This is a genomic window from Natrinema altunense (genome assembly GCF_000731985.1).
Taxonomy (GTDB): domain Archaea; phylum Halobacteriota; class Halobacteria; order Halobacteriales; family Natrialbaceae; genus Natrinema; species Natrinema altunense.
The window spans coordinates 246,939-272,750 of record NZ_JNCS01000002.1 but is presented as its reverse complement, the minus strand read 5'-3'; the positions used below and the strand labels follow the sequence as shown (position 1 = coordinate 272,750).

The 25,812-nt window shown below is 66.9% G+C and carries 26 protein-coding genes; 4 read left to right on the top strand and 22 right to left on the bottom strand.

Annotation, left to right across the window (positions count from 1 at the left end):
- Positions 1-71: 71 nt before the first annotated feature.
- From ALTAJ2_RS05575 to ALTAJ2_RS05485, 19 genes are all read right to left on the bottom strand, one after another.
- Positions 72-320, bottom strand: a complete 249-nt coding sequence (locus ALTAJ2_RS05575) for a hypothetical protein (RefSeq protein ID WP_007108256.1) — start codon at positions 318-320, stop codon at positions 72-74.
- A gap of 98 nt (positions 321-418) precedes the next feature.
- Positions 419-1,270 carry a hypothetical protein gene (locus ALTAJ2_RS05570; protein WP_049899850.1) on the bottom strand — a complete coding sequence of 284 codons (852 nt, stop codon included), beginning with the start codon at positions 1,268-1,270 and terminating at the stop codon, positions 419-421.
- 70 nt (positions 1,271-1,340) lie between these two features.
- The gene (locus tag ALTAJ2_RS05565) at positions 1,341-2,150 is read right to left on the bottom strand and encodes a hypothetical protein (RefSeq protein ID WP_007108254.1); all 810 of its coding nucleotides are present in this window, start codon (positions 2,148-2,150) and stop codon (positions 1,341-1,343) included.
- A 44-nt stretch (positions 2,151-2,194) separates the two neighbouring features.
- A complete protein-coding gene (locus ALTAJ2_RS05560) occupies positions 2,195-2,644 on the bottom strand; it encodes a hypothetical protein (RefSeq protein ID WP_007108253.1) in 450 nt (149 codons plus the stop codon).
- A complete protein-coding gene (locus tag ALTAJ2_RS05555; RefSeq protein ID WP_007108252.1) occupies positions 2,641-3,756 on the bottom strand; it encodes a hypothetical protein in 1,116 nt (371 codons plus the stop codon). The genes ALTAJ2_RS05560 and ALTAJ2_RS05555 overlap by 4 nt, the downstream gene beginning before the upstream one ends.
- Before the next feature lie 108 nt (positions 3,757-3,864).
- Entirely contained in the window at positions 3,865-5,142 is a 1,278-nt protein-coding gene (locus ALTAJ2_RS05550; RefSeq protein WP_007108251.1) for an outer membrane protein assembly factor BamB family protein, read from the bottom strand.
- 2 nt (positions 5,143-5,144) lie between these two features.
- Positions 5,145-5,516 carry a DUF3209 family protein gene (locus ALTAJ2_RS05545; protein WP_007108250.1) on the bottom strand — a complete coding sequence of 124 codons (372 nt, stop codon included), beginning with the start codon at positions 5,514-5,516 and terminating at the stop codon, positions 5,145-5,147.
- 43 nt (positions 5,517-5,559) lie between these two features.
- Complete coding sequence (locus ALTAJ2_RS05540) at positions 5,560-6,792, bottom strand: CbiX/SirB N-terminal domain-containing protein (RefSeq protein ID WP_007108249.1); 1,233 nt, start codon at positions 6,790-6,792, stop codon at positions 5,560-5,562.
- 30 nt (positions 6,793-6,822) lie between these two features.
- Positions 6,823-7,515 carry a hypothetical protein gene (locus ALTAJ2_RS05535; RefSeq protein ID WP_007108248.1) on the bottom strand — a complete coding sequence of 231 codons (693 nt, stop codon included), beginning with the start codon at positions 7,513-7,515 and terminating at the stop codon, positions 6,823-6,825.
- Positions 7,512-7,778: a ferredoxin gene (locus ALTAJ2_RS05530; RefSeq protein WP_007108247.1), complete on the bottom strand. Its 267-nt coding sequence runs from the start codon at positions 7,776-7,778 to the stop codon at positions 7,512-7,514. Before ALTAJ2_RS05530 ends, ALTAJ2_RS05535 begins: the two co-directional genes overlap by 4 nt.
- A gap of 37 nt (positions 7,779-7,815) precedes the next feature.
- Positions 7,816-8,856 carry a precorrin-3B C(17)-methyltransferase gene (gene cobJ, locus ALTAJ2_RS05525; RefSeq protein ID WP_007108246.1) on the bottom strand — a complete coding sequence of 347 codons (1,041 nt, stop codon included), beginning with the start codon at positions 8,854-8,856 and terminating at the stop codon, positions 7,816-7,818.
- A gap of 17 nt (positions 8,857-8,873) precedes the next feature.
- Positions 8,874-9,770, bottom strand: a complete 897-nt coding sequence (locus tag ALTAJ2_RS05520; protein ID WP_007108245.1) for a precorrin-3B C(17)-methyltransferase — start codon at positions 9,768-9,770, stop codon at positions 8,874-8,876.
- The gene (gene cbiG, locus ALTAJ2_RS05515; protein ID WP_007108244.1) at positions 9,767-10,756 is read right to left on the bottom strand and encodes a cobalt-precorrin 5A hydrolase; all 990 of its coding nucleotides are present in this window, start codon (positions 10,754-10,756) and stop codon (positions 9,767-9,769) included. Before cbiG ends, ALTAJ2_RS05520 begins: the two co-directional genes overlap by 4 nt.
- Positions 10,757-10,759: 3 nt before the next feature.
- Positions 10,760-11,680 (bottom strand): cobalt-precorrin-4/precorrin-4 C(11)-methyltransferase, encoded by a 921-nt coding sequence (locus ALTAJ2_RS05510; RefSeq protein WP_007108243.1) that lies wholly within the window; start codon positions 11,678-11,680, stop codon positions 10,760-10,762.
- Positions 11,677-12,483: a cobalt-factor II C(20)-methyltransferase gene (locus ALTAJ2_RS05505; protein ID WP_007108242.1), complete on the bottom strand. Its 807-nt coding sequence runs from the start codon at positions 12,481-12,483 to the stop codon at positions 11,677-11,679. Before ALTAJ2_RS05505 ends, ALTAJ2_RS05510 begins: the two co-directional genes overlap by 4 nt.
- Positions 12,480-13,085 carry a precorrin-6Y C5,15-methyltransferase (decarboxylating) subunit CbiT gene (cbiT, locus tag ALTAJ2_RS05500; protein ID WP_049899845.1) on the bottom strand — a complete coding sequence of 202 codons (606 nt, stop codon included), beginning with the start codon at positions 13,083-13,085 and terminating at the stop codon, positions 12,480-12,482. Before cbiT ends, ALTAJ2_RS05505 begins: the two co-directional genes overlap by 4 nt.
- 230 nt (positions 13,086-13,315) lie before the next feature.
- Positions 13,316-14,095, bottom strand: coding sequence for a 3-oxoacyl-ACP reductase family protein (locus ALTAJ2_RS05495; RefSeq protein ID WP_007108240.1), 780 nt, complete (start codon positions 14,093-14,095; stop codon positions 13,316-13,318).
- Between the two features lie 27 nt (positions 14,096-14,122).
- Complete coding sequence (locus ALTAJ2_RS05490; protein ID WP_007108239.1) at positions 14,123-15,469, bottom strand: RDD family protein; 1,347 nt, start codon at positions 15,467-15,469, stop codon at positions 14,123-14,125.
- A 150-nt stretch (positions 15,470-15,619) separates the two neighbouring features.
- Complete coding sequence (locus ALTAJ2_RS05485) at positions 15,620-16,927, bottom strand: cobyrinic acid a,c-diamide synthase (protein ID WP_007108238.1); 1,308 nt, start codon at positions 16,925-16,927, stop codon at positions 15,620-15,622.
- Between the two features lie 314 nt (positions 16,928-17,241).
- Between ALTAJ2_RS05485 and ALTAJ2_RS05480 the strand changes: the two genes are divergently transcribed.
- From ALTAJ2_RS05480 to ALTAJ2_RS19600, 4 genes are all read left to right on the top strand, one after another.
- A complete protein-coding gene (locus ALTAJ2_RS05480; RefSeq protein WP_007108237.1) occupies positions 17,242-17,841 on the top strand; it encodes an NADPH-dependent FMN reductase in 600 nt (199 codons plus the stop codon).
- On the top strand, positions 17,834-18,841 hold the full coding sequence (locus tag ALTAJ2_RS05475; protein WP_007108236.1) for an NADP-dependent oxidoreductase: 1,008 nt from the start codon (positions 17,834-17,836) through the stop codon (positions 18,839-18,841). Before ALTAJ2_RS05480 ends, ALTAJ2_RS05475 begins: the two co-directional genes overlap by 8 nt.
- A gap of 92 nt (positions 18,842-18,933) precedes the next feature.
- On the top strand, positions 18,934-19,812 hold the full coding sequence (locus ALTAJ2_RS05470; RefSeq protein ID WP_007108235.1) for a DUF7351 domain-containing protein: 879 nt from the start codon (positions 18,934-18,936) through the stop codon (positions 19,810-19,812).
- Between the two features lie 90 nt (positions 19,813-19,902).
- Entirely contained in the window at positions 19,903-20,070 is a 168-nt protein-coding gene (locus ALTAJ2_RS19600; RefSeq protein ID WP_007108234.1) for a hypothetical protein, read from the top strand.
- Between the two features lie 229 nt (positions 20,071-20,299).
- On the opposite strand, the gene ALTAJ2_RS05465 is transcribed toward ALTAJ2_RS19600, so the two are convergent.
- The 3 genes from ALTAJ2_RS05465 to cobN form a co-directional block, all read right to left on the bottom strand.
- On the bottom strand, positions 20,300-21,085 hold the full coding sequence (locus ALTAJ2_RS05465) for a cobalt-precorrin-7 (C(5))-methyltransferase (protein WP_007108233.1): 786 nt from the start codon (positions 21,083-21,085) through the stop codon (positions 20,300-20,302).
- On the bottom strand, positions 21,082-21,828 hold the full coding sequence (locus ALTAJ2_RS05460; protein ID WP_007108232.1) for a precorrin-8X methylmutase: 747 nt from the start codon (positions 21,826-21,828) through the stop codon (positions 21,082-21,084). Before ALTAJ2_RS05460 ends, ALTAJ2_RS05465 begins: the two co-directional genes overlap by 4 nt.
- A gap of 69 nt (positions 21,829-21,897) precedes the next feature.
- Complete coding sequence (gene cobN / locus ALTAJ2_RS05455; protein WP_050031433.1) at positions 21,898-25,788, bottom strand: cobaltochelatase subunit CobN; 3,891 nt, start codon at positions 25,786-25,788, stop codon at positions 21,898-21,900.
- Between the last annotated feature and the right edge of the window lie 24 nt (positions 25,789-25,812).

Here is a 25,812-nt window from a genome sequence, read left to right as displayed (position 1 = left end):
GGCCGTCGCGATCGCCATGAGTCCGTCTATCAGGGCCTGCTAGGTGGCGGCGTCGGGATAGATCCGATACTCTACCTGTCCCGTCTCCGCCTCGCCCAACTGGCAGGACGCACCGTCCTCGTCGAGGAACGTGTCGAATCCGCTTCGATCGACGATTCGAACGGTCCGAACTCGTCTTCTTCGATGACGTGGACCGGAAGCCGTGAGAGTTCGACCTGGATGTTGAGGTCGGTATCCTCGTCGGCGTTGGACGTCACGTTCTGGATCGCCGTCTCGTCCAGCCAGTGACGGACCTGCCGCTCGCTAACGTGTCTTGCCATACACGACTCGTCGACGAAAGTCTGGAGACGGCTTCGGCGGGAGATGGCCTGTCCGTGGTTCCGGCTGCGTCGTTCTCGCTCGAGGCCGACCCGATCCGCTACCCGTGCTTGTCCGGCATCGTCGAGTGACGTGTGACCCCCCGCATGTCAGCCCGCTCGGACGGGGGCGGTGCCATCGTCGAATGGCGGCTCGGACCGCCCGACGTTCCGCGAGTCCGGTCGCCGCCGAGCCCCGATCCGAGAATCCCTTCGTCTTTCGCTTCGCCCACCGTTTCTTCCTCGTCTGCCGCTTCCGCTTCGTCCGCCGCTTCTTCGGTACCGCTCTCGTCCGCGGACCCAGCGTCGGCAGCCGTCCCATCGGCCGCCGACGTGTCGCTGCGGGCGGCCCCCTCACTCGCGGACTCGAGTCGTTCTCTGAGTTGCACGACATCGTCGCCGAACCGCTCGACGGAGGACCGCATCGACGAGCGGAGTCGATCCCCGAGGTCGTCGGACGTCTCCTCCGCCGTGTCGCCTCCGGATGCCGTCGTTTCCGCATCCGCTGTGGTGTCCGCGTCCGTCCTCCCGGCTGTCTCACGGTCACCGATCGTCTCCCGAAGCCCGTCGGCAGTCGCCTCGAGATCGCGGTCGTTCGCCCGGTCGGCGAGTTTCGCGAGGTGAAGCAACCGCCGCAGGTCCTTGAGGGTCTCCTGGTCGCCCCGAGCAATGGCCTCCGGAATCGACTCCGGTTCGGTTCCGTCCGCGAGCGTGTCCAGCCCCACCGCTGCGAGCAGGGCGGCGGGGTCGGCCGTCTCGAGTAGCTCGTTCGCTTCCTCGGCGGTCTCGAGCAGGGTCATCTCGGGGGACTCGCCCTCGCTAGCCGAGCCGTCGTCGGCGACGATCGAACTGCTCGACGCGGCGGCCTGGTTCAATACCTCGTCCACTCGATCCCGTAGTTGTGCGTCGGTCATAGCTGTCTCCTGGTATGGCCGCACCGGCGTCGGTCCCGCGATCCGTGATTGGGAGCGTCGTGTCGGTCGACTACTCGGCTGCCGCCTCGGCTTCTGACTCCGAACCCGAGTCGTCGTCCTCTTCGTCGATCACTGTCCCGATGATCGCGTCGGTCATCTCCTCCCGGCTGAGGTTCGCCTTCACGCCGACGTCCTTCGCGACCGACTGCAAGTCGCTGTAGGACATCACCCCGAGGAAGTCCTCGAGGGTGTCGGCCCTGCGGTCCTCGAGGTTATCCATCGACGGCTCCGCTTCGGCCTCGTCGGACGCGCCGGCTTCATCGGATGCCTCAGCCTCGCCATCAGATCCGTCGCCATCGTCTTCCGCCGCTTCCTGCTCGGCCGCAGCCGTCTCGGCGTCATCGTCGGCGTTGCTCTCGGACACGTCCTCCTCTGGCGTCGCCTGCGAATCGCTCTCCGACTCGTCTCCCGCAGGTTCGTCGCGTCCGTCGCCGCCGATGCTATCGAGAAGTCCCGCGGCGCTGCTGCCGTCGGTCACACTCCTGGCTACCGACTCGAGCGAATCGCGACCCGTGATCTCCGAGACCGAATCCTCGAGAGCGTCCCGAATCGCCGCCGATACTTCAGTTCTGATCTCGCCGAGTTCTTTTCCCTCGTCGACGCCTTCGGCGATCGTCTCGTGGACTTCTCGGCCGATCGCCGCCCCGACTTCCCGTCCGAACCGTTCGCCGAACCGTCGACCGACCGCTGCGCCGACCTCGCCGCCGTCGATGCCGTCCTCGATTGCTCCGTCGCCGAGCATATCGGCGACCTCGAGTTGATTGCTCACCTCGTCGGCCACCAGTCCCTTCAGTCCGGTCCCGTCACTCACGACGACCACCTCGAGTCGGGTTATCGAGCGGGAGCGTATGCTGTGTCACGGTGTTACTCCTCGGCGTCGGTCGTCTGTTCGGATTCTTCGTCCGCCGATGCGTCGCCTTCCTCGCCCGATTCGGAGTCGTCCTGGGCCACGTCTTCGCCGCTCTCGTCGTCCCCTTCGGTCTCGGGCTCGTCCGCTTCGGTAGCCGCTTCGTCCGCTTCCGCTCCTTCCTCACCCGTTTCCGCGCCTTCCTCAGCGGCCTCCTCGCCCTCCTCCCCGTCTTCGTCGCCGGAACTGAGCAGTTCGTCGACGACCATGTTCCCGATCGTCCGCCCGAGGGATTCGCCGATCGCTCGCCCGAGGATCGCACCGATCTGTCCGCCAAGCGCTTCTCCGAGCGGCTTGTCCCCGTCGATCTCCTCTTCCCACTGGGTCCCCTCGACCAGTTCGTCGACGTCGACGTTTTCGGTGATCTTCTCGGTATCGATCCGCTGTGTGATTGAATCGTCGCTCATGATGATGCCTCCGCCTGTGACGGCTCCACCTGTCCGCCGGCCTCTTCCTCACGCTCCGGCTCGAGTCGTTCGATTAGCTGTTCGATCACTTTGCTGACGATCACCGCCACGATCTCCTCGGTCGGGAAGCTGGGAACGAGCCCGGACAACTTCCCTCTGAGCCAGCTGGCCGCCCTGGAGATGCGGCCCGGCGTCTCGTCGCCCTCGCTCGGTTCCGCCTCCTCGTCGTCGGCTGCTGCTGGTTTCGTTTCCTCGGCGTCCGGTTCGTCAGCTTCCGCCGGCTCGCCAGTGCCACCGCCAAAGAGTCCACTGAGCCACTCCCTTGGCTTGCCGAGTGCGCTACTGAGCCATTCTCTGGGCTTTCCAAGCACGTTGCTGAGAAGCTTTTTTGGCTTGCTAACCAGGGAACCGAGCAGCTCTTTTGGTTTGCCCAAGAGCGACTGGACTTTGTCCAGCACGGCACCGGGACCGTCGAGAAGCCCCGTGACTGCCGACAGCAAGTTCCCGAGCAGGTTGTTCCCCCCAGGTCGCGCCGAGACGTCGAGCGTGACCGGATTCAGGTTCACCTCGAGGCCGAGCAGGTCCAAGAAGAGACCGTCGAGGTCGAGGTGGAGGACGCCGGCCGTTTCGTCGTCCTGGTAGACGTCTTCGGCGTCTTCGACGTGGTACTCGTCTTCCTCCTCGCCGTCGGCGTCCTCCCCGTCCGTTTCAACCGTTTCTTCGTCGCCCTCACCCTCCTCGGCTTCCGTTTCGTCTTCGGCCTCCTCTTCCGTGACTGCCACCTCTTCCTCGGTGTCTCCTTTTTCGTCCTCGTCTTCGCTTTCGACTGCCCCTTCGGATTCGTCTTCCCCTCCTTGGGGCTCCTCGCTTTCGGCAGGGTCCGCCCCCCCTTCTTCGGCGTCGGCGTCCGCTTCCTCGGGGGCCGCGTCGGCGTCGCTCGCGTCCTCGGGTTGGTCGTCAGATCCCTCCATCTCCGCCTGTCCGCCGTCGGTCATCACCCGGCGTGGCGGTCCCGTCGTCCGCTCAGTTTTGTCGAGACGGCTCGAGGAGCGTTCGACCCGCCCGAGATCCGAACGCACCTCGCGGCCGTCGCGTGCAGAACTCTCGGTCATTATACGGGCACACGGACGCTCGTGAGCGTTGTGGGGGTTGTCCTTGCGTGTGCGACTAGCCAACACGATCTCCGGAGAACCGTTCGCGAAAACGACCGATCGACGGCGCTACTCGAGCGAGCCGACCCGAAGCGCGTACTCGCCGCGCGTCTCGCCGTCGTCGTGGTATGCGACGGGCTCCTCGATGGCTGCGACCGTTCCGTCCTCGACAGCGGCCGCCGTCGCGATTCCGTCGAGGTGCTCGGTGGCGCTCGCACCGGACTCGAAGTCGAACCAGCGGACGGCGTGGGTGTCCGGATCACGAACGCGGAAGTTCTGGGCACAGGGAGCGACGAGTCGCCCCCCGTCGGCGGCGAGGCCGTGGACGAAGCCCCGAACGTCGTCGTCCCACAGGGGGTCGCCGTCGGCGTCGAACGCGGCGACCCGGTGTTCGTTCGGATGACGATGCTCCGTCTCGCGGCTCTCGATCGCGTAGGTATTGCCGGTCACGAACGCCACGCGACCGTCGTCCGCGTAGGCGTGGTTCGGATAGGCGTACAGCCGTTCGCCGTCGATCTCGGTTTCGACCGCGAGGTCGACCCGCCAGCGCTCGGCACCGCCGGGTCCGAGCAGATAGCCGCGTTTGTCGCCGTGGCTCGAGACGGCGATCGCGTCCCCGTCGAACGAGACGTCGCCGACGCGGCGGTCGCCTTCGGTACCGGGGTCCCAGGTCCACTCGAGGTCGCCCGACTCGGGGTCGAGGACGACGAGACCGGTGTCGTGGTCGCCCAGACAGCGGTTGTAGCCGACCGCCAGCCGCTCGCCGTCGGCGTCGAGATCGAGCGCGATGGGCGAGGCGTCGGTTTCGTATGTCCAGCGGATCGCGCCGTCGGGGTCGAACGCGTAGACCGTGCTGTGCCACCGTCGGTTCTCGCCGTCGCGCTCGTACCGTCGCGCGGCGGCGTAGACGCGCTCGTTCCCTTTGGCGTCGGTACCGGTCTCGCAGGCGACGACGTAGGGCAGGTAGAAGACCGTGTCCTTGACTGCCTCGCCGACGTCGTCGGCGGTGTCGTACCGCCACTGCCGGTCGCCGGTCTCGGCGTCGTAGGCCGCGATCGTCCCCGTCCGGCCGCGGCCCGCGACGACGATCATGTCACTCTCCGGGAGCGACGCGATCCCGACCGCGTGGTCCGGATGGGCGGTCGACCAGCGGGTCTCGAGCGAGTCGACATCGCGGGCGGTGACGGTGCCGTCCCACTCGGCGGTGACGACGAGGTCGCCGGCGGCGGCGAAGCCGACCGCGGATCGGGTCCACATATGGCGGCTCCGGGCGGGTTCGATCTCACCGAGCGGAACCGACCGGCACTCGAGGGCGTTTTCGCGTTCGGTATCTACAGTTTCGGCCATCGTTACTCCTCGACCGGGAACGTCTCGTGGAGGGTGTCGTGAGCGTCGCCGAGCCCGTCGACGATGCTCTCGCCTTGCGCGTGCAGTCGCTGGACCGCCCGCTCGGCGTCGCGGACCGCGAGCAGCCGCCCCCGCGTGTAGTCGTACTCGGGGTCGTCGCCGTCCATCGATGCGACCTCCTCCTCCAGATCGACCAACGCCGCGTCCAGATGGCGTTCTACCTCGGCGAGGCTGTCGGCCTCCGCGAGGCCCTTGATCGGCCCCTCAAGGTGGCCCTCGAGTTCCTTCTCCGCGTGATCGCGGGTGCTGTCGTCCCCGACGCCGAGGACGTTCATCAGTCCGAGTCGTAGCGCTTCGATTTCGTGGCAGCTCATGGGTTGATGTATGATGTGTCGAATTCGTGTGTTTCGGTCGGCGTTACAGTGTCTGATCGACGAGTTCGCTCACGATGCGGTCCCGATCGAGGTGGTCGCCGACGATCCGTTCGGCGTCGGCGTCCTCGACGCCGCCGTACCAGATCCCGTCCGGGTAGACCGCGACCATCGGCCCGTCGCCGCAACGGCCCAGGCAGGACGACCGCGTGATGCGGGCGTCGCAGTGGTCGGAGTCCCGCACTTCCTGGCGCAGGCGCTCGAGGACCGCCGGGGACCCCATCTTGGCACAGGTCTGGTTGGTACAGACGGCGACGTGCTTTTCCGGCGCGTCGTGGCTGTCGGGCTCCTCGTCGATGTCGTCGCGGTCGGCGTGGGCCTCCTGATGGGCCAGCGCCCGCAGCATGGCCCGCGCGCCGCCGACGTCCTCCTCGTAGCCCTCGAGATCGACCTTGTACTTGCAGGTGTCACAGGACATCTCGACGCTGTCGGTCCGGGCTTCCTCCCAGCGGTCGGCGAAGACGTCGAGCAGCCGGGAGTCGGTCCCGAGCGGGTCGCCGGCCAGCGCGTCGACGTAGGGGTAGTCGTCGTCGAAGTCGGCGGTCCAGTCCCGGACCCGCTGGGTGAGGACGCCGTCGCCGAGCATATACGGCAGGACGACGACCGCGTCGGGCCGGTGTTTCGAGAGCCCGTGGAGCGTCTCCTCGAGCGTCGGCTCCGTCACGCCGATGAACGACGCCTCCACGCGGTCGAACGCACGGCCCTCGTAGAGCAGTCGGGCCAGCTTGTGAACGTCGCCGTTGGCGTCCGGATCGCTCGAGCCGCGCCCGCAGACGACGACGGCTACGTCGTCGTCCGCACGATCGACGCCGAGGTCGGCCTCGACCGCGGCGGCGCGGTCGTCGAGCAGGTCCAGAATCGCGGGATGGACGCCCAGATGCGCGCCGTTGTTGATCTCGATGTCGTGTTCGGCGCGGGCCTGCTCGATCGCCAGCGGGACATCGTTTTTGACGTGGCTCGCGGCGAACAGCGAGCAGTGGACGACCGTCACCTGCGACGTGACGGCCGCGAGTCCCGCGAAGGCCTCGTCGATCGCCGGCTCCGCGAGCTCGAGGAACGCGGCGTCGACCGGAATCCCGAGTCGGGACTCGAGAGCGGCGGCCAGTTCGCGGACCTGTTCGTTGGACTTCTCGCGTCGGGAGCCGTGACCGATCAGGAGGACGGCCTCGTCGTCGAATCCGGCTGTCGGTGCGGGCGTGGTCTGGTCGGGTGTGCTCATCGGTATCGTAGGTGTCGATCTGTCGGATGGTTACTCGTCGTACGCCTCGGCCTGCTCGAGGCTCCGCTCCAACTTGCGGCGGCGACTCGGCGCGAACAGCCCCGTTTCGTCGCAGTTCTCGTAGAGCCACGCGCCGAAGTCGGGCGCGGCGTCGTCGTCGACGCCGAACCAGTAGCCGCCGGAAGACGTCTCCGACAGCTCCCCCATCGGGGCGTCGACCGGGCAGTCGTCGAACAGGTCCCGTACGAGTTCGAGCAGGTCCGCGTCGTCGTGGACGAACGAGATCCCGACGGTGCCGCTCTTTGATTTGAAGCAGACGGTGCCACAGCCCTCGAGCAGTCCGCGGAGCAGTTCCCGGTCGTAGTTCGAGAACGCGCCGAAGCGGTAGTTCCCGCGGCCGTCGACGGGGAGCCCGAGCGTACCGCTCCGGCCGAGCAGGCCCGAGTCGTCGTCACCGTCGATCGAGAGCGTGTATTCGTCTTCCGTCCGCGTAATCGACGTGTCGTGGGCGTACTCGCGGCTGGTCGTGTCGTGCTCGAGGTCGCCCCCGGCGACGGCGGCCAGCACCTGTGCGGACGCCTCGTCGTTGGCGACGACCTCGATGCCGTCGTCCGAAACGTCGCCGCTGCCGGCGACGTGGCCCCAGAAGTACGCGGTCGCGGCGTGGCCGGCCAGCGGATCCGACGGCACCTCGATCTCGGTCGCGGATTCCGCGTCGCTCATTCGCCCACCTCCTCGACGACGATCGCGTCCGTCGGACAGGCCGCGGCGGCCTGCCGGGCTTCGTCGATTCGGTCGTCGTCGAACGTCGCGACGACGCGCTCGGCGGTGTCGGTGACCTCGCCCTCGCAGTCGTAGACCGGGTCCGCGCCGGGATCGATCGTCGCGAGGCCGTCCCCGCCCTCGACGAAGCGCGGGTCGCGGGTCAAACAGGCGAAGATGCCGTCGCAGGCGTCTTTCTCGATCGTAACTTCGTATCGTGACATTGGTGAATTGCGGCTGATCGGCGGTCGGTCGAACTGTTCAGTAGTCGTACTTCGTCTCGTAGCCACGCGGCGTGACCATCCGGTCGTCCCAGACGTAGGTGTCCTCGTTGCCGACGACGATCGTCGTCGTCATGTCGATGATCTCGTCCTCGCCTAACTCCTCGAGTTCGCCGAGTTCGGTGATCAGCACCTGCTCGTCCTCGCGGCCGGCACCGTGGACGATGCCGACGGGCGTGTCCTCGTCGCGGTGTGCCAACAGGATCTCACAGGCCTTCTCGAAGTTCTCCCGGCGTTTGCGGCTCCAGGGGTTGTAGATCGTGATCGTAAAGGACTCCTTGGCTGCGGAGTGGAGCCGCGATTCGATTTCCGGCATCGGGACGAGGTGGTCCGACAGCGAGATCGAGACGGTGTCGTTGACCAGCGGCGCGCCCAGTCGGGCCGCACAGGACTGGGCTGCCGGGACGCCCGGCACGGCCTCGAAGTCGACCATCGACGCCGTCGCGCCCTTGGACTCTAAGATCTCCAGTGCCAGCCCGCCCAGCGCGTAGACGTTGGGGTCGCCGCTGCCGACGATGGCGACGTCGTTGCCCGCCAGCGCGCGGTCGATGGCTTCCTCGGTGCGGGAGACCTCGCCGCACATCGGGGTGTCGTACAGCTCGTCGGCTTCCTCGGTGATCTCGTCGGGAATGAGGTCGATGTAGGTCGTGTAGCCGACGATGTGCTCGGCCTCAAGCAGCGCGGTCTTCGCCCGGTCGGTCATCCCTTCCGGATGACCGGGACCGAGGCCAACGGCGCTCAGTTTACCCGGCTCGGCGTCGAAGTCGTCGACCGTCGAGCCGACCTCCTTCTCGTTGGAGCTATCATCATCCGAACTCGAGGCACCGCAGCTCGAGGACGACGAGGAATTCGACGAACTCGCACCGCACTTGGAACCGCTCGAGTCGTCGCTGCTGCTCGATGCGCCACAGCTACTCGAGCTCTCGGTGCTCGCCTCGCTGGTGCTCTCGCCGCTCGAGGCACCGCAGTTGGAAGTCGATTCGGCGTCAGCGTCGGCGTCCGCGTTCGTATCCGTACTCATGGTTGATGATACTGGTTTCAGAAGTCGTCGACGTCACGCCCGCCGCGCGGGGTGACGAGGTACGTTCGATCGTCGTTGCGCCAGGTTTCGGTCTCGTGGTTGCCGATGATCAGCGAGGTGCCCATCCCCGACACCTTGTCGTCGTGGTCGGCGGCCTCGCCGAGGGTGGTGACGAACTGGCTCTCGCCGTTTCGGCCGGCATCCGCGCGGCCCGCGTCGTTGACGATGGCCACGTAAGCGTCGTCCGTCCGTTCCTCGCGGACGATCTCGACCGCTTTCTCGTAGTTGCGCCAGCAGTTGTAGAGGACGATCACGAAGTCGCTGACTGCGGTCGCGCGCAACTTCTCCTCGATCTCGTCCCAGCCGCGCCACTTGTCCGACAGCGAGACCGTACAGAAGTCGTTACACAGCGGCGCGCCGACGTTCGCCGACCCGCCGAGTGCCGCGGTGATGCCGGGGACGATCTCGATCGGAATATCCGTCGCGTCGTCCTCCTCGGCCATCTTGAATATCAGGTCGGACTTGCCGTAGACCGACGGATCGCCGCCCGAGACGTGGGCCACGTCCTTCCCCTCACGGACGTGGTCGAACGCCGCGCGGGCGAGTTCGATCTGGCGGCCCATCGTCGAGCGGACGATCTCCTGCTCGAAGCCGTCGTCTCGGATCGCGATGCCGTCCTCGTCCGTCTCTTCTTCCGGCAGCAGGGTACCGTCGTCGCGCAGGAACTCCTGGTAGAGGCTCGAGGCGATGACGACCTCAGAGGACTCGATGACCTCCTTGGCACGCTTGGTCATGTGGTCGGGCAGGCCGGGGCCGATGCCGACGACGTAGAGGGTCCCGTGGTCGTCGGGGGTGCCGCCGGCCGTCGCGTCCGCAGTCGTCTCCGCCTCGGCGGATTCGTCGTCCGAACTCATCGACCGATCGCCACCGTGACCTCGTTTTCGTAGCTGATCTTCTCGAGGACCAGTTCCTGTTCGGCACCGCCCGCGATCGCCGAGGCCTCGGAGACGCCGGGCCAGCCGATCAGCTCCTTCGACTTCGAGGGCGTCGGTCCCTCGTGTGCGAGCAGGGTCTCCTTGTCGAAGGCGACGACGCCGAGGTCGAGTTCCTGTGCGGCCTCGAGCAGCCCCTCCTCGTCCTCTTTTCGGGTCGCGGTGCCGACGAACTCCACGTCGTCGACGTCGTAGTCCGTTTGCTCGAGTGCGTCCTCCCACGCTGCGAGGAACGCCTCTTTGCTCGCACCGGAGACGCTGCCGGTGCCGAGGACGACGCCGTCGTCCTTGTTCCGTTTGAGCACCGTCACGTCGTCGCCGACGAGGACGGCCTTCGGTCCGTCGAGTCTGGCAACGGGGCCGAGGTTCTCGTCGAGGACGGCGAGGTTCGTCTTGACCGTCGAGTCGCCGTTGACGACGTGAGTGTCCATCGCCTTCGCGCGGGACTCGACGCCCTGCTTGCCGGCCGCCTCCGAGGCGGTGGTCATCGCCGGGACGGCACCCATCGTCGCCAGGTCCTGTGCGACCTGGTTCGCGCCGTGGTGGCCGCCCGTGATCGGGATGGCCCACGTCAGTTCTTCGTCGACGACGCAGATCGCGGGGTCGTCCCACTTGTCGTCGAGCAGGTGGGCCGTCTTCCGCATCGCGATGCCCGACGCCATCAGCCCGATGAAACAGTCGTACTCGCCCCAGTGCTCCTCGAAGACGTCGCCGTGGTACTCGATGATGTCGATCGCCTCGTAGCGATCGCCGATCTCGGCTTTGATCTCCTCGGCGGTGTCCATCTTCCGTTCGAAGGAGATGATCGCGATCTCCTCGGCGACCTCGCCGTCCGAATCCGCCGTCGAACAGTGGCCGCCGTCGGAACCCGACTCGTCGTTCGCGTTGTCAGCGTTGTCCGTACTCATGAGTCAGTCGTCTCCCGCTTGCGTTTCGTTCGCCTGTGCGTCCGATTCGTCCGCGTCGCTCGAGTCGGGGCCGCGGTCGGCCCAGTCGCCGTAGAGGAACGAGCGCTCGTAGCCCGCGCCGGTCACGGCGTCGCCGATGACGACCAGCGCCGAGGCGCGGTAGCCCGCTGCCTCGACCTTGTCCGCGATATCGCCGATCGAGCCGATGATCACGTCCTCGTCGGGCCACGACGCGTGGTAGATCACCGCGACCGGCGTCTCGGGGTCGTGCTCGTCCTCGAGCAGGCGGTCCATCGTGTCCCGGACCGCGTGGGTCCCCAGATAGATGCAGGTCGTCACGTCGCCCATCTCGACGAACTCGGAGATGTGGTCCTCCTCGGGCGTCAGGGTCTTGCCCTGGGGCCGGGTGAAGGCGACGTGGTTCGAGACCTCGTTGAGCGTCAGCTGCGTCCGCAGCGTCGCGCTGGCCGCGAACGCCGACGTGACGCCGGGCACGAAGTGAGTCGGTACGCCCTCGTGTTCCAGCGCGTCCATCTGCTCCAAGGCGGCACCGTAGATCGCGGGATCGCCGCTGTGCAGACGGACCACGTTTCGGCCCTCCTCGTAGGCGTCCCGCATCAGCGGAATTAGCTCCTCGAGGTCCTTCCCGACGGAGTTCACCAGTTCGGCGTGGGCACAGTACTCGTCTAACAGTTCGCTGTTGACCAGCGAGCCGGCGTGGACGACGAGGTCGGCCGCCTCGAGCAGTTCCTTCCCGGCGACGGTCAGCAGCCGCGGATTACCCGGCCCGGCACCGACGAAGGGGATCCCGGCCTGTTCGTCGCCGGCGCTGTGCTCGAAGATCCGGTCGTCCAGTTCCTCGCGGCGGTGTTCGCCCTGCGAATCGATCGCGTCCTGTGGGTCGTTCCCCGTCTCGTCGGTCATCGGTTGCCTCCACGGTCGCTGCCGTCACGGCCTCCGGCACGCTCGAGTGCACGTCGTTCTCCACCGTCAGTCACCGGCTCCCCGTCCGCGGTCGTCTCGTCCGTCCCAGCCTCGTCGTCGGTCTCGAACGCCGCTGTCGCCTGCTCGACCTCGAGACCCTCCTTCTCGGCGTAGGCGAGCGTGTAGTAATCGCGCTCGTCGATCTCGTCGGGGTCGTCAGTGACGATCGTCTCGCCCTGTTCCATGAACAGCCGGCGGCCGTAGGTCACGTCGTAGCCGGCCTCGACGAGGCCCTCGTGGGTGGCCGGCGCGTCGGTGACCTTGAACAGGATCATCCGGTCCGGGCCGGTCGGGCTGTGGCCGGCGGCGGCCTCTCGCAAGGAGAGCCCTGCGCCGGCCTCGATTTCGACGCCCATCGCGGTCGCGAAGGCCGTGACGGCGCTCACGCCGGGGACGATCTCCAACTCGACATCCGAATGAAAGGCGTCGATCGTCCGGCGCAGGTGGCCGAACGTCGAGTAGACGTTCGGATCGCCCAGCGTGACGAAGGCGACGTCGCCGTCCCGTGCGTTCGGGGCGATCTCCGCGGCGGCTTCCTTCCACGCCGTTCGCAGCTTCTCCTCGTCTTTCGTCATCGGGAAATCGAGGTCCCCGATCTTCGCCTCGTCGACGTGGTTCAGCGCGACCGTCCGCGACAGACGGCCCGGGGAGTAGACCACGTCCGCGTTCTCGAGAACCTCCTTCCCGCGAACCGTGACGAGGTCGGCCTCGCCGGGGCCGAGTCCGACGCCGTACAGCGTCACTGGGAACCGCCCCCGCTTCCGTCTGCGGCGACTCGCTCGCCGTCCTCGTCGTCCGGCGTCGCGCTCCCGACCAGCATGTAGACCGGGTTATCCGAGTTAAAGCTCGTCGCGCCGGCGAGTTCGTAGCCGTGACTTACCTGGAACTGGACGACCTCCTCGAGCAGGTCTCGCTCGCGGAAGGCGTCCGTTGCTTTGCCCGCGACCTCGAGCCGGGAGACGTTCATGACGACGCGGTCGATTTCGGTGTCGACGGCGTGGTCGAGGACCGCCTCGAAGTTCCGACTCCCGCCCAGAAAGAGCGCGTCGGCGTCGTCGGGCAGTCCGTCGGGCGCTTCCGCGTTGCGCAGGTCGACGTCGGCCCGTACCGACGTCTCGTTCGCGGCGAGGTTCTTCTCCGTCGTCTCGAGTCGCTCGGGTTTCCGCTCGACGGCGGTCACTCGCCCGGCTCGCTGTGCGGCTTCGATGGTGACGGCTCCCGTACAGGAGCCGACCTCCGCGAAGTGGTCGTCCGGCTCGAGCGCGAGCTTCGAGCGGACGACGGCCCGGACCTCGGACTTCGTCGGTCCGGCCTTCGCGTCGTGTGGAAGCGCGATGGGTGGCATCATCCGTTGGAACAGAGCCCGTCCCTAAAACAATTTTGTTTGGGGTAGAACAACTGCGATTGCTCACATTGGATTGGAGTAAAACAACGAGAATTGTCGAACGCGAGCGGACTGTCAGTTCGGCCTAAACTGGATCTCACACCGCATCGATTGCGGCTTCGAACCGGAACAGCCGCGAAACGGAGACGTGGCTAAGGGGTGGCTCCAGTCGGGTTCGCAGCGACTCGGTACTACTCCAGCCCGCCGTTGATCCCCAGCACCTGGCCGGTCATGTACTCCGCCTGATCGCCGGCGAGAAAGCGGACCATGCCGACGATGTCCGTGGGGTCGGCGAACCGGCCCAGCGGGATCTCCTCGCGGATCTTGTCCTGTACTCGGTCGGGAACCTTCTCGAGCATCTCCGTCTCGGTGAACCCCGGTGCGACGCAGTTTGCCGTGGAGCCGTGGTCGGCGAGTTCCAGCGCCAGCGTCCGCGTAAAGGCAAACAGACCGCCCTTCGAGGTCGCGTAATTCGCCTGGCCGTAGTTGCCCTGCTGGCCGACGACGCTCGAGATGTTGATGAGTCGGCCGTGGTCGGACGTCTTGATGTCCTCGTAGAACGCGTTCGTACAGTTGAACGTCCCGTTCAGGTTAATATCGATGACCGTCTGCCAGTCCTCGTAGGTCATCTCCTCGAACGTGCGGTCGATGGTAATCCCCGCGTTGTTGACGAGCACGTCGATTTCGCCGAGTTCCTCGCGGACCTCCGCTGCCATCCGCTCGACCGCCGCCGGGTCCGAGACGTCCGCCTGTACAGGGACGGCCGTTTCGCCGTTCTCCGCGATCGTCTCGGTGACTTCGCGCGCCGATTCGTCGGACGAGCGGTAGTTTACGGCCACGTCGGCCCCGCAGCGGGCGAGTTCGAACGCGATTTCGCGACCGATGCCCCGGGAAGAGCCCGTTACGAGACAGGTCCGGTCTGTCAGTGGACGATGCGACAACGGTTCGAGACGCTGGACTGTTTCCGACATGCGAGGGCTGCTACCACGAACATCGTGTTAAATACTTGTACGGTTCGCATCGGGATCAACACCACTCGAGGAGCACGAGCGGCGCGACGACGCCGCGGAATCGGTCACCCGCTCGCGTTTCACCACGGTCGTCCCGGCCGCGATATCGCCGAGTCGCTGGCCGTAGTCGGTCGTGGAAGCGATGATGGCACCGAGGCAATACCCGGCCGGAAGGAAATCGAGCGGGAGCAGCACCGTCCGAACGATCGCGTCGCCGAGCGTACACGGCGAGCCGTCGATTCGAACGACGGCGAGATCGAGGAGTGACTTGCCGACGGTCCGCCCGTACGTCGCCTCCCCGACGACGAAGTACGTCGGCGGCAATAGAAGCCACCAGAGCAGGATGAGACCGCCGATAACCGCATCACCGCCGCCCGAAGCGTCCGCATCGAGCCCGGCGAGGAGCGCCGATGCGGAGAACGCGAGCAACGCGATCACGAGCCAGTCGATTCCGGTCGCCGCGGCTCGGCGGCGGAGCACCGTTCCGGCCGTTTCCATGTTCGGCCGAGCGTCGGAATCGTCGCGGTCGAGGACCGCTTCCGACTCGAGTACCTCACCTGAGGCGCGCCAGTGCGGCTCGAAGACGTCCGCCGTCAGTAACCCGTGTCCAGATGCGTGCTCGACCATTCCAGGCAGGTGTTTATATCCGATCGCGAGACAGACCCGATCGTAGCCGTTGGCCGTCGCCAGCGCGGCGACCTCCGCGAGCATCGCCTCGTTGCGTGCCTCGAGCGTGCGCCTGATGAGGAGGTACCCCGCCCCCAGATAGATCAGGACGACGCTTCCAGCGATGTCGGACAGGAAAATGCCGGCGACCACCGAGCCGTAGGCAACTGCGGCTAGCGACAGCGCCGCGACGAGCATCGGGATTCGGAACCCACAGCGGGATCGAACCGTCGTCACCGATAGCAGGCCGACTGCGAGTCCGACCGCGACGAGCGTCTCGATCGGGAACACGACCGCGACCGCGAGGAACGCGAGCCAGTTGCCGACGATCCAGCCGGGACTGCGGTCGGACAGGACGTCGAGCGGATGACGGTCGACCTCGTGTACCGGCCGCTTCCCTGCCACCGTTCGCGCCACGAGAAATTCGGCGGACCGAAGGTCACGATTGCACAGCACGTACAGCGGCATCTGGAGCACGAAAAGCAACTGGAGGCCGACGAAAAAGAGCGGATACCGGCAGACGAGGCCGATCGCCGAACGAGCGGTCCCCCCGAGTCGTGGCTGCTCGACCGCGATCGCGTCCGCTCCACTCGCGAATTCCCGGAGATCGTCTTCGACGATGCGTCGCGTATTCGCATGGATCGTCCCGAAAATCCTGAGTGTTGTCACTACCGGACAATTTACCGACACGGGCGGCATAAATTCAGCCATTCGCGCCAGGGCCGACTGGTCGGCACTGAAGGGGCGAGACGGCACAGTCCCAGACGAAACGCGCTCGAGCGGATCGCGAACCGTCGCGCCACCGAGCGCTGCGAGTCGTCACCGGCCGCAGCGCTCGAGGAACCGATCGAACGCCCCGCTCTCGGCATGGACGTGAACGTACGTCCCGAGCGACTCGTACTCGGTCAGGCCATCGTGGTCCCCGTCGATGCCGTCGCCACGAACCGTCTCGAATGCGAACCGGGCGTCGCCGTCGACGTCGGCGCTCGAGTAGTGGAACTCGTGACCGCGAATCGTGTTGCCAGCGTCAGCGGTCAGCGTTCCCTCGGTCGCCTCGAGTTCGACGTGATCGAGCGCCTGATAGCGGTCGTGCATGGTCACGTCCGCGGGGAGGATGCCAGCCATCTCGCTGCGGTCGCCCTCGGCGGTCGTCAGCGACTGACTCATAGCCATCAGACCCCCGCACTCTCCTAGTACGGGCAGTCCGTCGCCGGCCCGTTCGCCGAGTTCGTCGAGTGTGCCGGCGGATTCGAGTGCGTCGGCGTGGAGTTCCGGATAGCCGCCGGGCAGATAGACGCCGTCGCAGTCGGGGACGGGATCGCCAGCGACCGGCGAGAAGGTGACCAGTTCGGCCCGTTCGCGGAAGCGCTCTATCGTCGCCGGATACCGGAAACAAAAGGCGGCGTCGCTGGCGACGGCGATCGTGGCGTCGACCGATTCGGCGGCCTCGATCGGGGTTTCAGGGGCGGGTGGCTCACCGGCGACTGCGGCCAGCCGATCGGCCGCGAGCGACTCGGCGGCTTCCCGCAGTGCCGCCTTCGGCAGCGCCGCCTCCGCGCCCATCTCGAGGCCGAGGTGTCGATCGGGGATCTCGAGGCCGTCGTTCGGGGGAATTCTACCGAAGAACTCCATATCGTCGGGCAGCGCGTCGCGGATCCCCTGCTCGTGGCGGCCACCGTGGGCTCGCTGGGCGACGACGCCAGCGACCTCGATATCGCGACCGATCGTGTCGGCGTACTCGCGGAAGCCGAGCGCGGTCGCCGCGACGCTTTCCATCCCCGCTTTCGCGTCGACCACGAGGACGACCGGTAGGTCGAGCGCTTCGGCGACCATGGCGGTGCTCGAGCCGTCGCCGTCGTAGAGGCCCATCACGCCCTCGACGACGCAGATGTCGCCCTCACCGCGCCGATAGTTCCGGCGGAGGCCGTCCGCGCCGCAGAGCCACAGGTCGAGGGTACGGGAGGGGCGGCCCGCGATCGCCTCGTGGTGGCTCGGATCGATGAAGTCCGGCCCCGCTTTGGCTGGCTGGACCTCGTGGCCGGCGTCCTCGAGTGCCTGAACGATCGACAGTGTCGCAACGGTCTTCCCGATGCCGGAGCTGACGCCGCCGAGGACGAACCCTTTCATCGTCCGTGTCCCGTGAGCCGAGCCGCCGCTCCGGCGAGCCGTTCGTATCGGGTCGTCGTCTCGCAGTCGGTCATCACTACGATTGAATTAGAACAACTGGACTTGAACCCATCGGTGGCGTCGACCGGTCAGCGCACCGCTCGTGGCGGCGACGATCCGCCCTGAACGGGTGCCAACCCCAGGACGGATGGCCGGCAGCACCCGCTCCAAGCGACAGACTATCATCTACAGAACAAAAGTGGCGTTTTGGAAATCGGGTTACAAAACGTCGTTTTGGCGACTGTTTTAGCGTGCCGGTGTCGTATCCGGCGGTGATGACACGGGAATCTACGCCCCACATCGTCGCACTCTGTGGCAGTTTGCGCGACGAGAGCAGAACGAAAATCGTCCTCGAATCGCTGCTCACAACCGCACGGGAGACGGGAGCGACGACGGAACTCGTCGACCTCCGACCGTACGAGTTGCCGAGCCTGCACGCCGTCGAATCGGAGCCGCCGGACGCCGGACGCCTCCGCGCGACGATCGCCGACGCGGACAGCGTCGCGCTCGGGACGCCCAACTATCACGGATCGTACGCCGGATCACTGAAGAACGCCCTCGACTACTGTCGTCGCGAGGAGTTCGCCGGAACGACCGTCGGCTTGCTCGAAGTCGCCGGCGGCGAGTTCCCGGGATCGGCGATTGACCATCTCCGGACCGTCAGCCGGACGCTGCACGCGTGGCCGCTGCCGACCGACGTTGCCGTCCCGAACGCCCACACGACGATTACCGACGAGGGGATCGCCGACGAAGCGGTCGCCGAACGGGTCCACCAGCTCGGTCGCGACCTCGTCGCGTACGCCGACGTATCGAGCTATCCCGAGACGGTCGCTCGAGAGACGGCAGCGGGAACGGAGCCCGAGGCCGATGACTGAACACAGCGTATCGACGTCCGACCGGTCGGCCGCGGAAACGATGCGAGCGATTCGGATCCACGAACACGGCGGTTCGGACGTGCTGACCCCGGAGACGGTTCCCCGACCCGAACCCGGCGACGACGAACTGCTCGTTCGCGTTCGTGCCGCCGGCGTCAACCCCATCGACTGGCTGGTCCGCGAGGGCTACACCGACGAGGCGCTCTCACCGTCGCTGCCGTCCATCCTCGGCTGGGATCTGTCGGGCATCGTCGAGACGGTCGGACCGGCCGTCTCCGAGTTCGGGCCCGGTGACGAGGTTTTCGGTCTCGTTGGGATGCCCGATCCGGGCGAAACCTATGCCGAATACGTGGCCGTTCCGGCGGCCGAGGTCGTCACGAAGCCGCCGACGCTCAGCCACGCGGAAGCCGCCGGACTGCCGATGGTCGGGCTCACTGCGTGGCGTGCTCTCTTCGACGTGGGAGCGCTCCGCGACGGCCAGCGAGTACTCGTCCACGCCGCCGCCGGCGGCGTCGGTCATGTCGCCGTCCAGCTTGCAGCCCACGCCGGGGCACACGTCGTCGGCACTGCGTCCGGAGAGAACGAGGCGTACCTCCGGGAACTCGGCGTCGACGGCTTCGTGAACTATCGGACGGAGCGGTTCGAGCGTGTCGTGAGCTCCGTCGACCTCGTACTCGACGCAGTCGGCGGCGACACGCTCGAGCGATCGATACCCGTGCTGGCCGACGGTGGCCGCATCGTGACGCTGCCGGAACCGTCGTCCGAGACGCTGTGTGAGACGGCCCGGCAGGAGCGCGACGCGACCGTCGACTGGTTCAGCGTCGAGCCGGACGCGGCGACGCTCGCGGACCTCCATGCGCTCGTCGAGGACGGCCATCTCCGGCCGACAGTGAGCGGCAGCTACCCGCTTTCCGATGCCGCCGCTGCCCATCGGGAGAGCGAAGACGGCCACGTCCGCGGGAAACTCGTCCTCGAGGTCGGCGGTGATCGATCGGCGTGAGTTTCCCTTCCAGCCCGCGCTGTATAGCGGCCGAAAGTGGCCGGGAAGCAACACTTTAGCGACTGCCCGCACTCTGTCCGATCATGAATCGAATGAAGGCGGTGAGACGCGCTCGGGAGTCGGAACACTGTCTCCGACCTGCCGAGGCGTTCTCCCTCATCGGCGACGAAACGAGGGTCGAGATCCTCGAGGCCCTCTGGAACGCCGACGACACGCCAGTCCCGTTCTCACGGCTCTACGAAACCGTCGGAAGCGACACGAGCCCGCAGTTCAACTATCACCTGAAGCGGCTCACCGAACAGTTCGTCCGGAAGACCGATGCCGGCTACGAACTCCGAACGGCCGGCAAGCACGTCGTCCATGCGATCGTCGCCGGGTCGTTCAACGCTCATCCCCACCTCGAGCCGTTCGAGACCGGCGACGACTGCACCCAGTGTGGGTCGCCGCTACGAGCGAGCTACGACGACGAACGACTCGCCATCGACTGTCCCGCTTGCGGACGGACACACGGCGAGTACTCGTTTCCGCCCGGCGGTCTCCTCGATCGGCACCGCGACGAGATTCTCACCGCGTTCGATCGTCGCGTCCGTCGTCTGCACGGTCTCGCCAGGGACGGCATCTGTCCGGCGTGTAGCGGCCGAGTTCGGACCGAAATCGTCCGTGAGGGGGACTGCTGTCTCGACGTCGACCTTCGGGCGGAGTACAACTGTGACCAGTGCCACCACAGCCGCTGTTCGACGGTCGGGCTCGCATTGCTCGACCAGTCCGCCGTCGTCGGGTTCTATCGCGATCACGGCATCGACCTCGAGTCCGCACGGTACTGGCAGTTCGACTGGTGTGTCAGCGACGAGTACACGACCGTCCGATCGACGAACCCCTGGCGAATCGCCGTGTCGATTCCGCTCGCGGACGACACGCTCGAGAGTACGCTCGACGGCGGACTATCCGTCATCGAGACGCGGCGACTGTGAGCCGTCGGCCGTCCGTGACACGCTCGAGTACGGGTTCGAGCCACCGACGAACTTAACCGCTCGAGTCGGTTACGACCCGGCGCTCGAACCATGAACGGGGACAACGGAACCGACACCGAACGCCACCTTCGCGAGGCACTCAGACACTTAGGCGAGGCACGGGCGGCCGACGACCTCCGGAAGACGAACGCCGTCGCGCTCGAGGAAGTGTCGAACACCGTCTCGTCGGTGTTGCGGGAGTACGAAGGCGACGGGTAGCGACGCGATCGACCGCGCTCGAGAGCGGGGCGGCTCGGATACGACGGCGACACGGCATCGTCGCGCCGTCGTGTCGCAGCTCGCGCGTCGTTCGCCGCGACCCAGCGCGCGCCACCGCCAGCGGCCGACCGGTCACCGTCGTATCCGAGCCGCCCCGTACTCGCTGCCGTCTCCGGGCCGCTGCCGTTTCGTCTCGGGAACGGGAATCGGGCGATACGGGCGCGGTCGGCTACACCGGTTGCCGCACCGCAAGCACCACCAGGTCCGAAAACGGCGTGTCGTCTTTGCCGTCCCCGCCGGCGTGGGCCGCTAACTCCGCGAGCGTGAACCGGTGAATCGATTCGTCGTCGTGGGTCAGCTTCTCGAGCACCAGCGCCTCGAGATCGGGATCGGCCCCCGCCTCGAGCAGGAACGCAGCGAGGTCGCCGGGCATCCGATCGTACGGCCGCGGGAGCACGAGCAGATGACGGTCGGCCACCGCGGCCGCGAGGCGATCCATGTCCGACTCGAGGTCGCCGCTCTTGTGCAGCGTGACGAACTCGGTGTCCTCCATCGGCGTTCGGGCACGGCTCGCCGCCATTTGGATCGCGGAGATGCCGGGAACGATGCGAACCGGGATGTCGGAATCGTGCTCTTGGACCGTGTCCTGCACTTTGCCGACGAACTGGTAGCCCGAGTGGTTCGGGTCGCCCATCGCGACGGCGGTCCCCGACTCGCCGGCCGCGACGCGCTCGCCGAATTCCTCGAGCGCCTCGGCCTCGTCCCTGTAGCCGCAGGTCAGCAGGTCGGCGTCCGTCTCGTCCTCGACGAACTCCACGACGGTCGTGAAGCCGACGACGACGTCGGCCTCGCGGATCGCCCGTTCGCCCCGGGGCGTGAGATACTCGGGGTTGCCGGGGCCGACGCCGACGGCGTAGACGGGATCGTTCGTTTCTTCGTCAATATCCGGTTCCGCCGCTGCCGCCGCGAACGTCGCCGGATCCGGCCCCGCGTCGAGATCGTACTCGCCGCTCATCGGTTTCGGCCGTCCGCGGCCCGCGTCTCGGCGTCGATCTCGAGGTCGATCTCGTCGGTCCGGACGTCCTTCGCGACGTGGATGAGTTCGTTCGTCAGCGCGGCGGCGAGGCCGCTGCCACCTCGGCGGCCGACGTGGGTGATCGCCGGTACGCCGTACTCCTCGCTGACCGCACGAATGCGCCCCCGGCTCTCCTCAGCCTTGACGAAGCCGACCGGGTTCGCGACGACGACCGCCGGACGGGTCCCCTGCTCGATGCAGTCCGCCAGCGCCAGCGCCGCCGTCGGCGCGTTGCCGATCGTGACGATCGCGTCCTCGAAGGCGTCCTCCTTGTCCAACTCGAGCATCGCCGCGGCGGTCCGGGTCATCCCGGTCTCGGCGGCGAGTTCCTTCCCGTGGCCGATGGCTTTCGAGACCTCACAGTCGTGGCCCCGGCCCGTGACGCCGGCTTTCACCATCGTGATGTCGGTGAAGATATCGGCCTCGTCGAGCACGGCCCGCGCGCCGGCCCGAACTGGCGCGTCCTCGTCGTCGCCGAGGTCGTCGCCGCCGGTGAACTCGACGAGGTGCTGGAACTCGATGTCGCCCATCGAGTGGACCGACTTCTGGCGCACGCGGTCGGCCAGCGTCTCGTCGGGCGTGAACTGCCTGACGATGTCCATGCTCGTCTCCGCGATGTCCATCGCGTTCTGCGTCGTTGCTCCCAGATCGGCGTACTCCTCCTCGAAGTCCTGATCAGTCATCGGGTATCACTCGCTCGGTGGCGGATATCGGCTGTCGGCCGAATTAGTTCGGTCGGCGGTTCGGGTCCGTCAGTCATCGGTCGCTGCCCCCACGGCCTCGTTTGTCGTCCGCGCTTCGAGGTCGCCCTCGACCTCGAGATTGAGATCGCGCAGTCGGTCGACCGTCTCGTCGTCGGCATCCCACAGGTCGCGTTCGACGGCCTCGAGCAGCGTCTCCGTGATGGACTCGAGCGCCCACGGGTTCACGTCGCGCAGCCAGTCCTGTCGCTCCTCGTCGAAGGCGAACTTCTCGGCGACCTCCTCCCAGAGGGTGTCGCTCACGACGCCGGTGGTCGCGTCCCACCCCAGCGTCACGTCGACCGTCGTCGAGAGGTCGCCCGCGCCCTTGTAGCCGTGGTCCTCCATGGACTCGAGCCAGTCGGGGTTGAGCACGCGCGAGCGCATGGCCTTGCGGACCTTCTCCTCGTTCGTGTAGACGTCGACGTTGTCCGGATCGGAGGAGTCGCCGACGTAGGAGGCGGGCTCTGCGCCCGAAATCTCGCTCACGGCGGAGATGAAGCCGCCGTGGAAGGCGTACCAGTCCGAGGAGTCGAACTCGTCCTGTTCCATCGTGTCCTCGATCTTGACCGTCGCGTCGACGGACGAGAGGCGGCGCTCGAAGGCGTCGTGGGCATCTGACACTCGACCACGAGACCCCATCGCGTAGCCGCCCCACTGGACGTAGACGTCGGCGAGGTCCGAGCGGTCGTCCCAGTTGCCCTCGTCGACGGCCTTGTTCGTCCCGGCACCGTAGCCGCCGGGCCGGGTCGTGAAGACGCGGTATTTGGCCGCCTTGCGGGCGTCCGATTCGTCGAGACCCTCCTCGTCCTCGAGGTCGGCCTGCTCCTCCGCGACGTGTTTCTTCACGTAGTTCATCTCGTGCGGTTCGTCGAGGTCGACGACCGCATCGACGGCGTCGTGGATGACACCCGCCGCGGCCGGGAAGGCGTCGCGGAAGAGTCCGGAGACGCGCGTCGTCACGTCGATTCGGGGCCTGTCGAGTTCCTCGAGCGGGATCGGTTCGACGTCGTCGATCCGGCCGGCGTCCGTCCACTGCGGTTCGACGCCCATCATCGCGAGCACCTGTGCGATCGTCTCGCCGCGGGTGCGGACGGTCGGCGTCCCCCAGGCGACGACGCCGATCTCCTCGGGGTACTCGTCGTTCTCGTCGTAGTGGCGCTCGAGGACGCCCTCGGCGACCTCGCTGCCGACCTGCCAGGCGGCCTTGGCCGGTACCTTGCGCGGGTCGAGCGTGTAGAAGTTCCGCGCGGTCGGTAGCAGGTCGACGCCGCCGCGGGTCGGCGCGCCCGAGCCGCCCGGGGGCACGTACTCGCCCGAGAGGGCGTCGGCAGTTCTGGGGATCTCGTCTTCGGCCCCCTGCACGCGGGGTTGAGCTTCCTCGCAAATGTACGCGAGGGCCTCCCGGAGATCGTTGTGCGCACCGGATTTCGCGCGCCCATCGCCGATCGTCTCGAGGTCGACGACGAGGAGGTTCATGTTCACCTCGTCGTCGGGGCCGGCCTCACGCTCCGAGACCGGAATGTCGAAGTCGTGTTCGGCGAGCGTCTCGATCAGGTCGACGCTGGTCTCGTAGACCTCGTCGGCGGCCTCGGCGTAGGTCATCCCCAGCGCCTCGTCGTACTCGCCGGGCGCGTTCAGCATCGTCTCGTAGTCGACGCCCAACGCGCCCGCCACGCTCTCGCGCAGGCTCGGCGCGCCGGGATTCTCGAGGCGGGTCAGCGCGACCAGGTACTCCACGAGGCGCTCGTCGGCCGGCGGCTCGGACATCGTGTGCAGCCCCAGCCGGATCTGGGTCGTCTTGACGTCGGTGAGGTACTCGTGGACGCGTTCGACGAGTTCGTCGATATCGACCTCGTCGCCGGCAACGTTACCCTCCGCAAGCGTCGAGCCGGCCTCGTCGGGGCCGCGGACGGCGACTTGCTCGTCGATAGAGCCCGTGATCCCCAACTCGACGGCGAGATCGAGTTCGTCGACTTTTTCGCGGATGAGGTCTTCGAGGTGCTGGCCGTCGTCGGCGCGGGCGTCTTCCATCCCGGCCTCGCGGTACTGATTCGCCAGCTCCTCGAGTTCCGATAACTCGTCGTAGGTGCCCGCGTTCCGCATGACGGGGGTCAGGTAGTCGACGATCGCGGCGTAGGAACGGCGCTTGGCCTGGGTCCCCTCGCCGGGGTTGTTGACGATGTACGGGTAGACGTTCGGGACGTCGTCCACCAGCTGGTCGGGCGCGCTCTCGCCGTTCAGCCCGACGGTCTTCCCGGGCAGCCACTCGAGGCTGCCGTGGGTTCCGAGGTGAACCACTGCATCGGTCTCGAACGTATTTCGAAGCCAACCGTAGAAGGCGAAGTAGTCGTGTGGCGGCTGGAGATCGGAGTCGTGGTAGACCTTCGAGGGGTCCATGCCGAACCCGCGTGGGGGTTGGACGGTAACGAGGACGTTACCGAACTCGACGCCTGGAATCGCGAACGGGCGGTCCGGTACGTCGCCCCACTCCTCGATGATGTTTTCCTGGAACCGCCCGTCGGTCTCCGAGAACCAGTCCGCGTATGTGTCCGGCGAAACCACGTCGACCGAGAGATCACGGACGTCCTCCGGGGCGACCCACCGGTCCTCGAGCGTGAGCTGGGCGGTCAGTTTCTCGACCAGCGTCTGGCCGTCCTCGGGCATCTCGTCGCCTAAATCGTAGCCGCGGGCGGCGAGTTCCTCGAGCAAGTTCACCGTCGATTCGGGCGAATCGAGACCGAACGCAGTCCCGATCCCGTCGTCGCTCGGCGGGTAGTTGTGGAGGACGACGGCGACTTGCTTGTCCTCGTTGGGCGTGTGGCGCAGCTCGGCCCAGTTGACGGCCAGCCGGGTCGCGTGGTCGATCCGGTCTTCGATCGGGAAGTGGTGTTTCGGCGCGGAGCCGATGCCGGCCTCGTCGTCGGTGCGTTCCTTGCCGGAGATGGGGTGCGTGATCACGTTCCCGTCGAACTCCGGCAGCGCGACCGAGAGCGCGAGTTCGAAACCCATCACGCCCGTGTCGCTGGATTCGTAGCGCGAGCGCGAGCGCATCGTCGTGACCGTCTGGAGGACGGGCACGCCGAGCCGGTCGAGGAAGACGTCCTCCGCGGAGCTGCCTTCGTCGTCGGCACTGCGGCCGCGCTCGTCCATCGAGAGGGAGAACATAAAGGACGACAGCACGGCGTCGACGATCGGCTCGCCCGCGTCGTTGAGGAGCCAGTTGTCCGTCACCCACTCCGCGTCTTCCTGCTCGTCGGTGTCGGTCGCTGGATTACAGAAGATCGGCAGGGCGTTAGCCCCCTGTTCCTCGAGCGCTCGGACCTGCGCGTCGACGTACCGGGTGTTCTCGTGGGTCCAGTGGGATTCGTAGAACCAGACCGCGACCGTCGGCTCGTCGGGGTCGTGGGTCGCGAGCAGGTCCTCGTACTCGATCCCCGGGTGGTCGGGATGATAGACGCCCTCCGTGAGGAGTTCCGTGGGCTCGTCGTATTCGACATCGTGGCCCTCGTACTCGGCGGCGAGGAACCGACACAGGTTCGCGACGTTGATCGTGCCACCCTTCTCGAGGTAGTCGTAGACCCGGTCCCGGTGGGCGTCCGCGACCGTCGTGTCTTCGAACGCGAAGGCGTCGCCGGTCGCCTTGACGATCAGCGGGACGCCCGCCTCGGCGAGCGCACCCGTCGCGTAGTCGTAGCCCGGCATGCTGTCTTCGGCCCCGTGCAGCCAGAAGATCGCCGCCGCGGCGTCGTGCAATTCCTCGACGAACTCCTCGACGTCGGCCTCGTCCTCGAGGTCGCTCTCCGAGCGGACGACCAGGTCAACGTCCTCGAGTCGCTGGGCGGCCCGGCCGATCGAGCCGAGTTCGTTCTCCGTCGCAGTATAGATCCCGATCCGTGTCATCGTACTTTTAAACCTCTGTTGTAT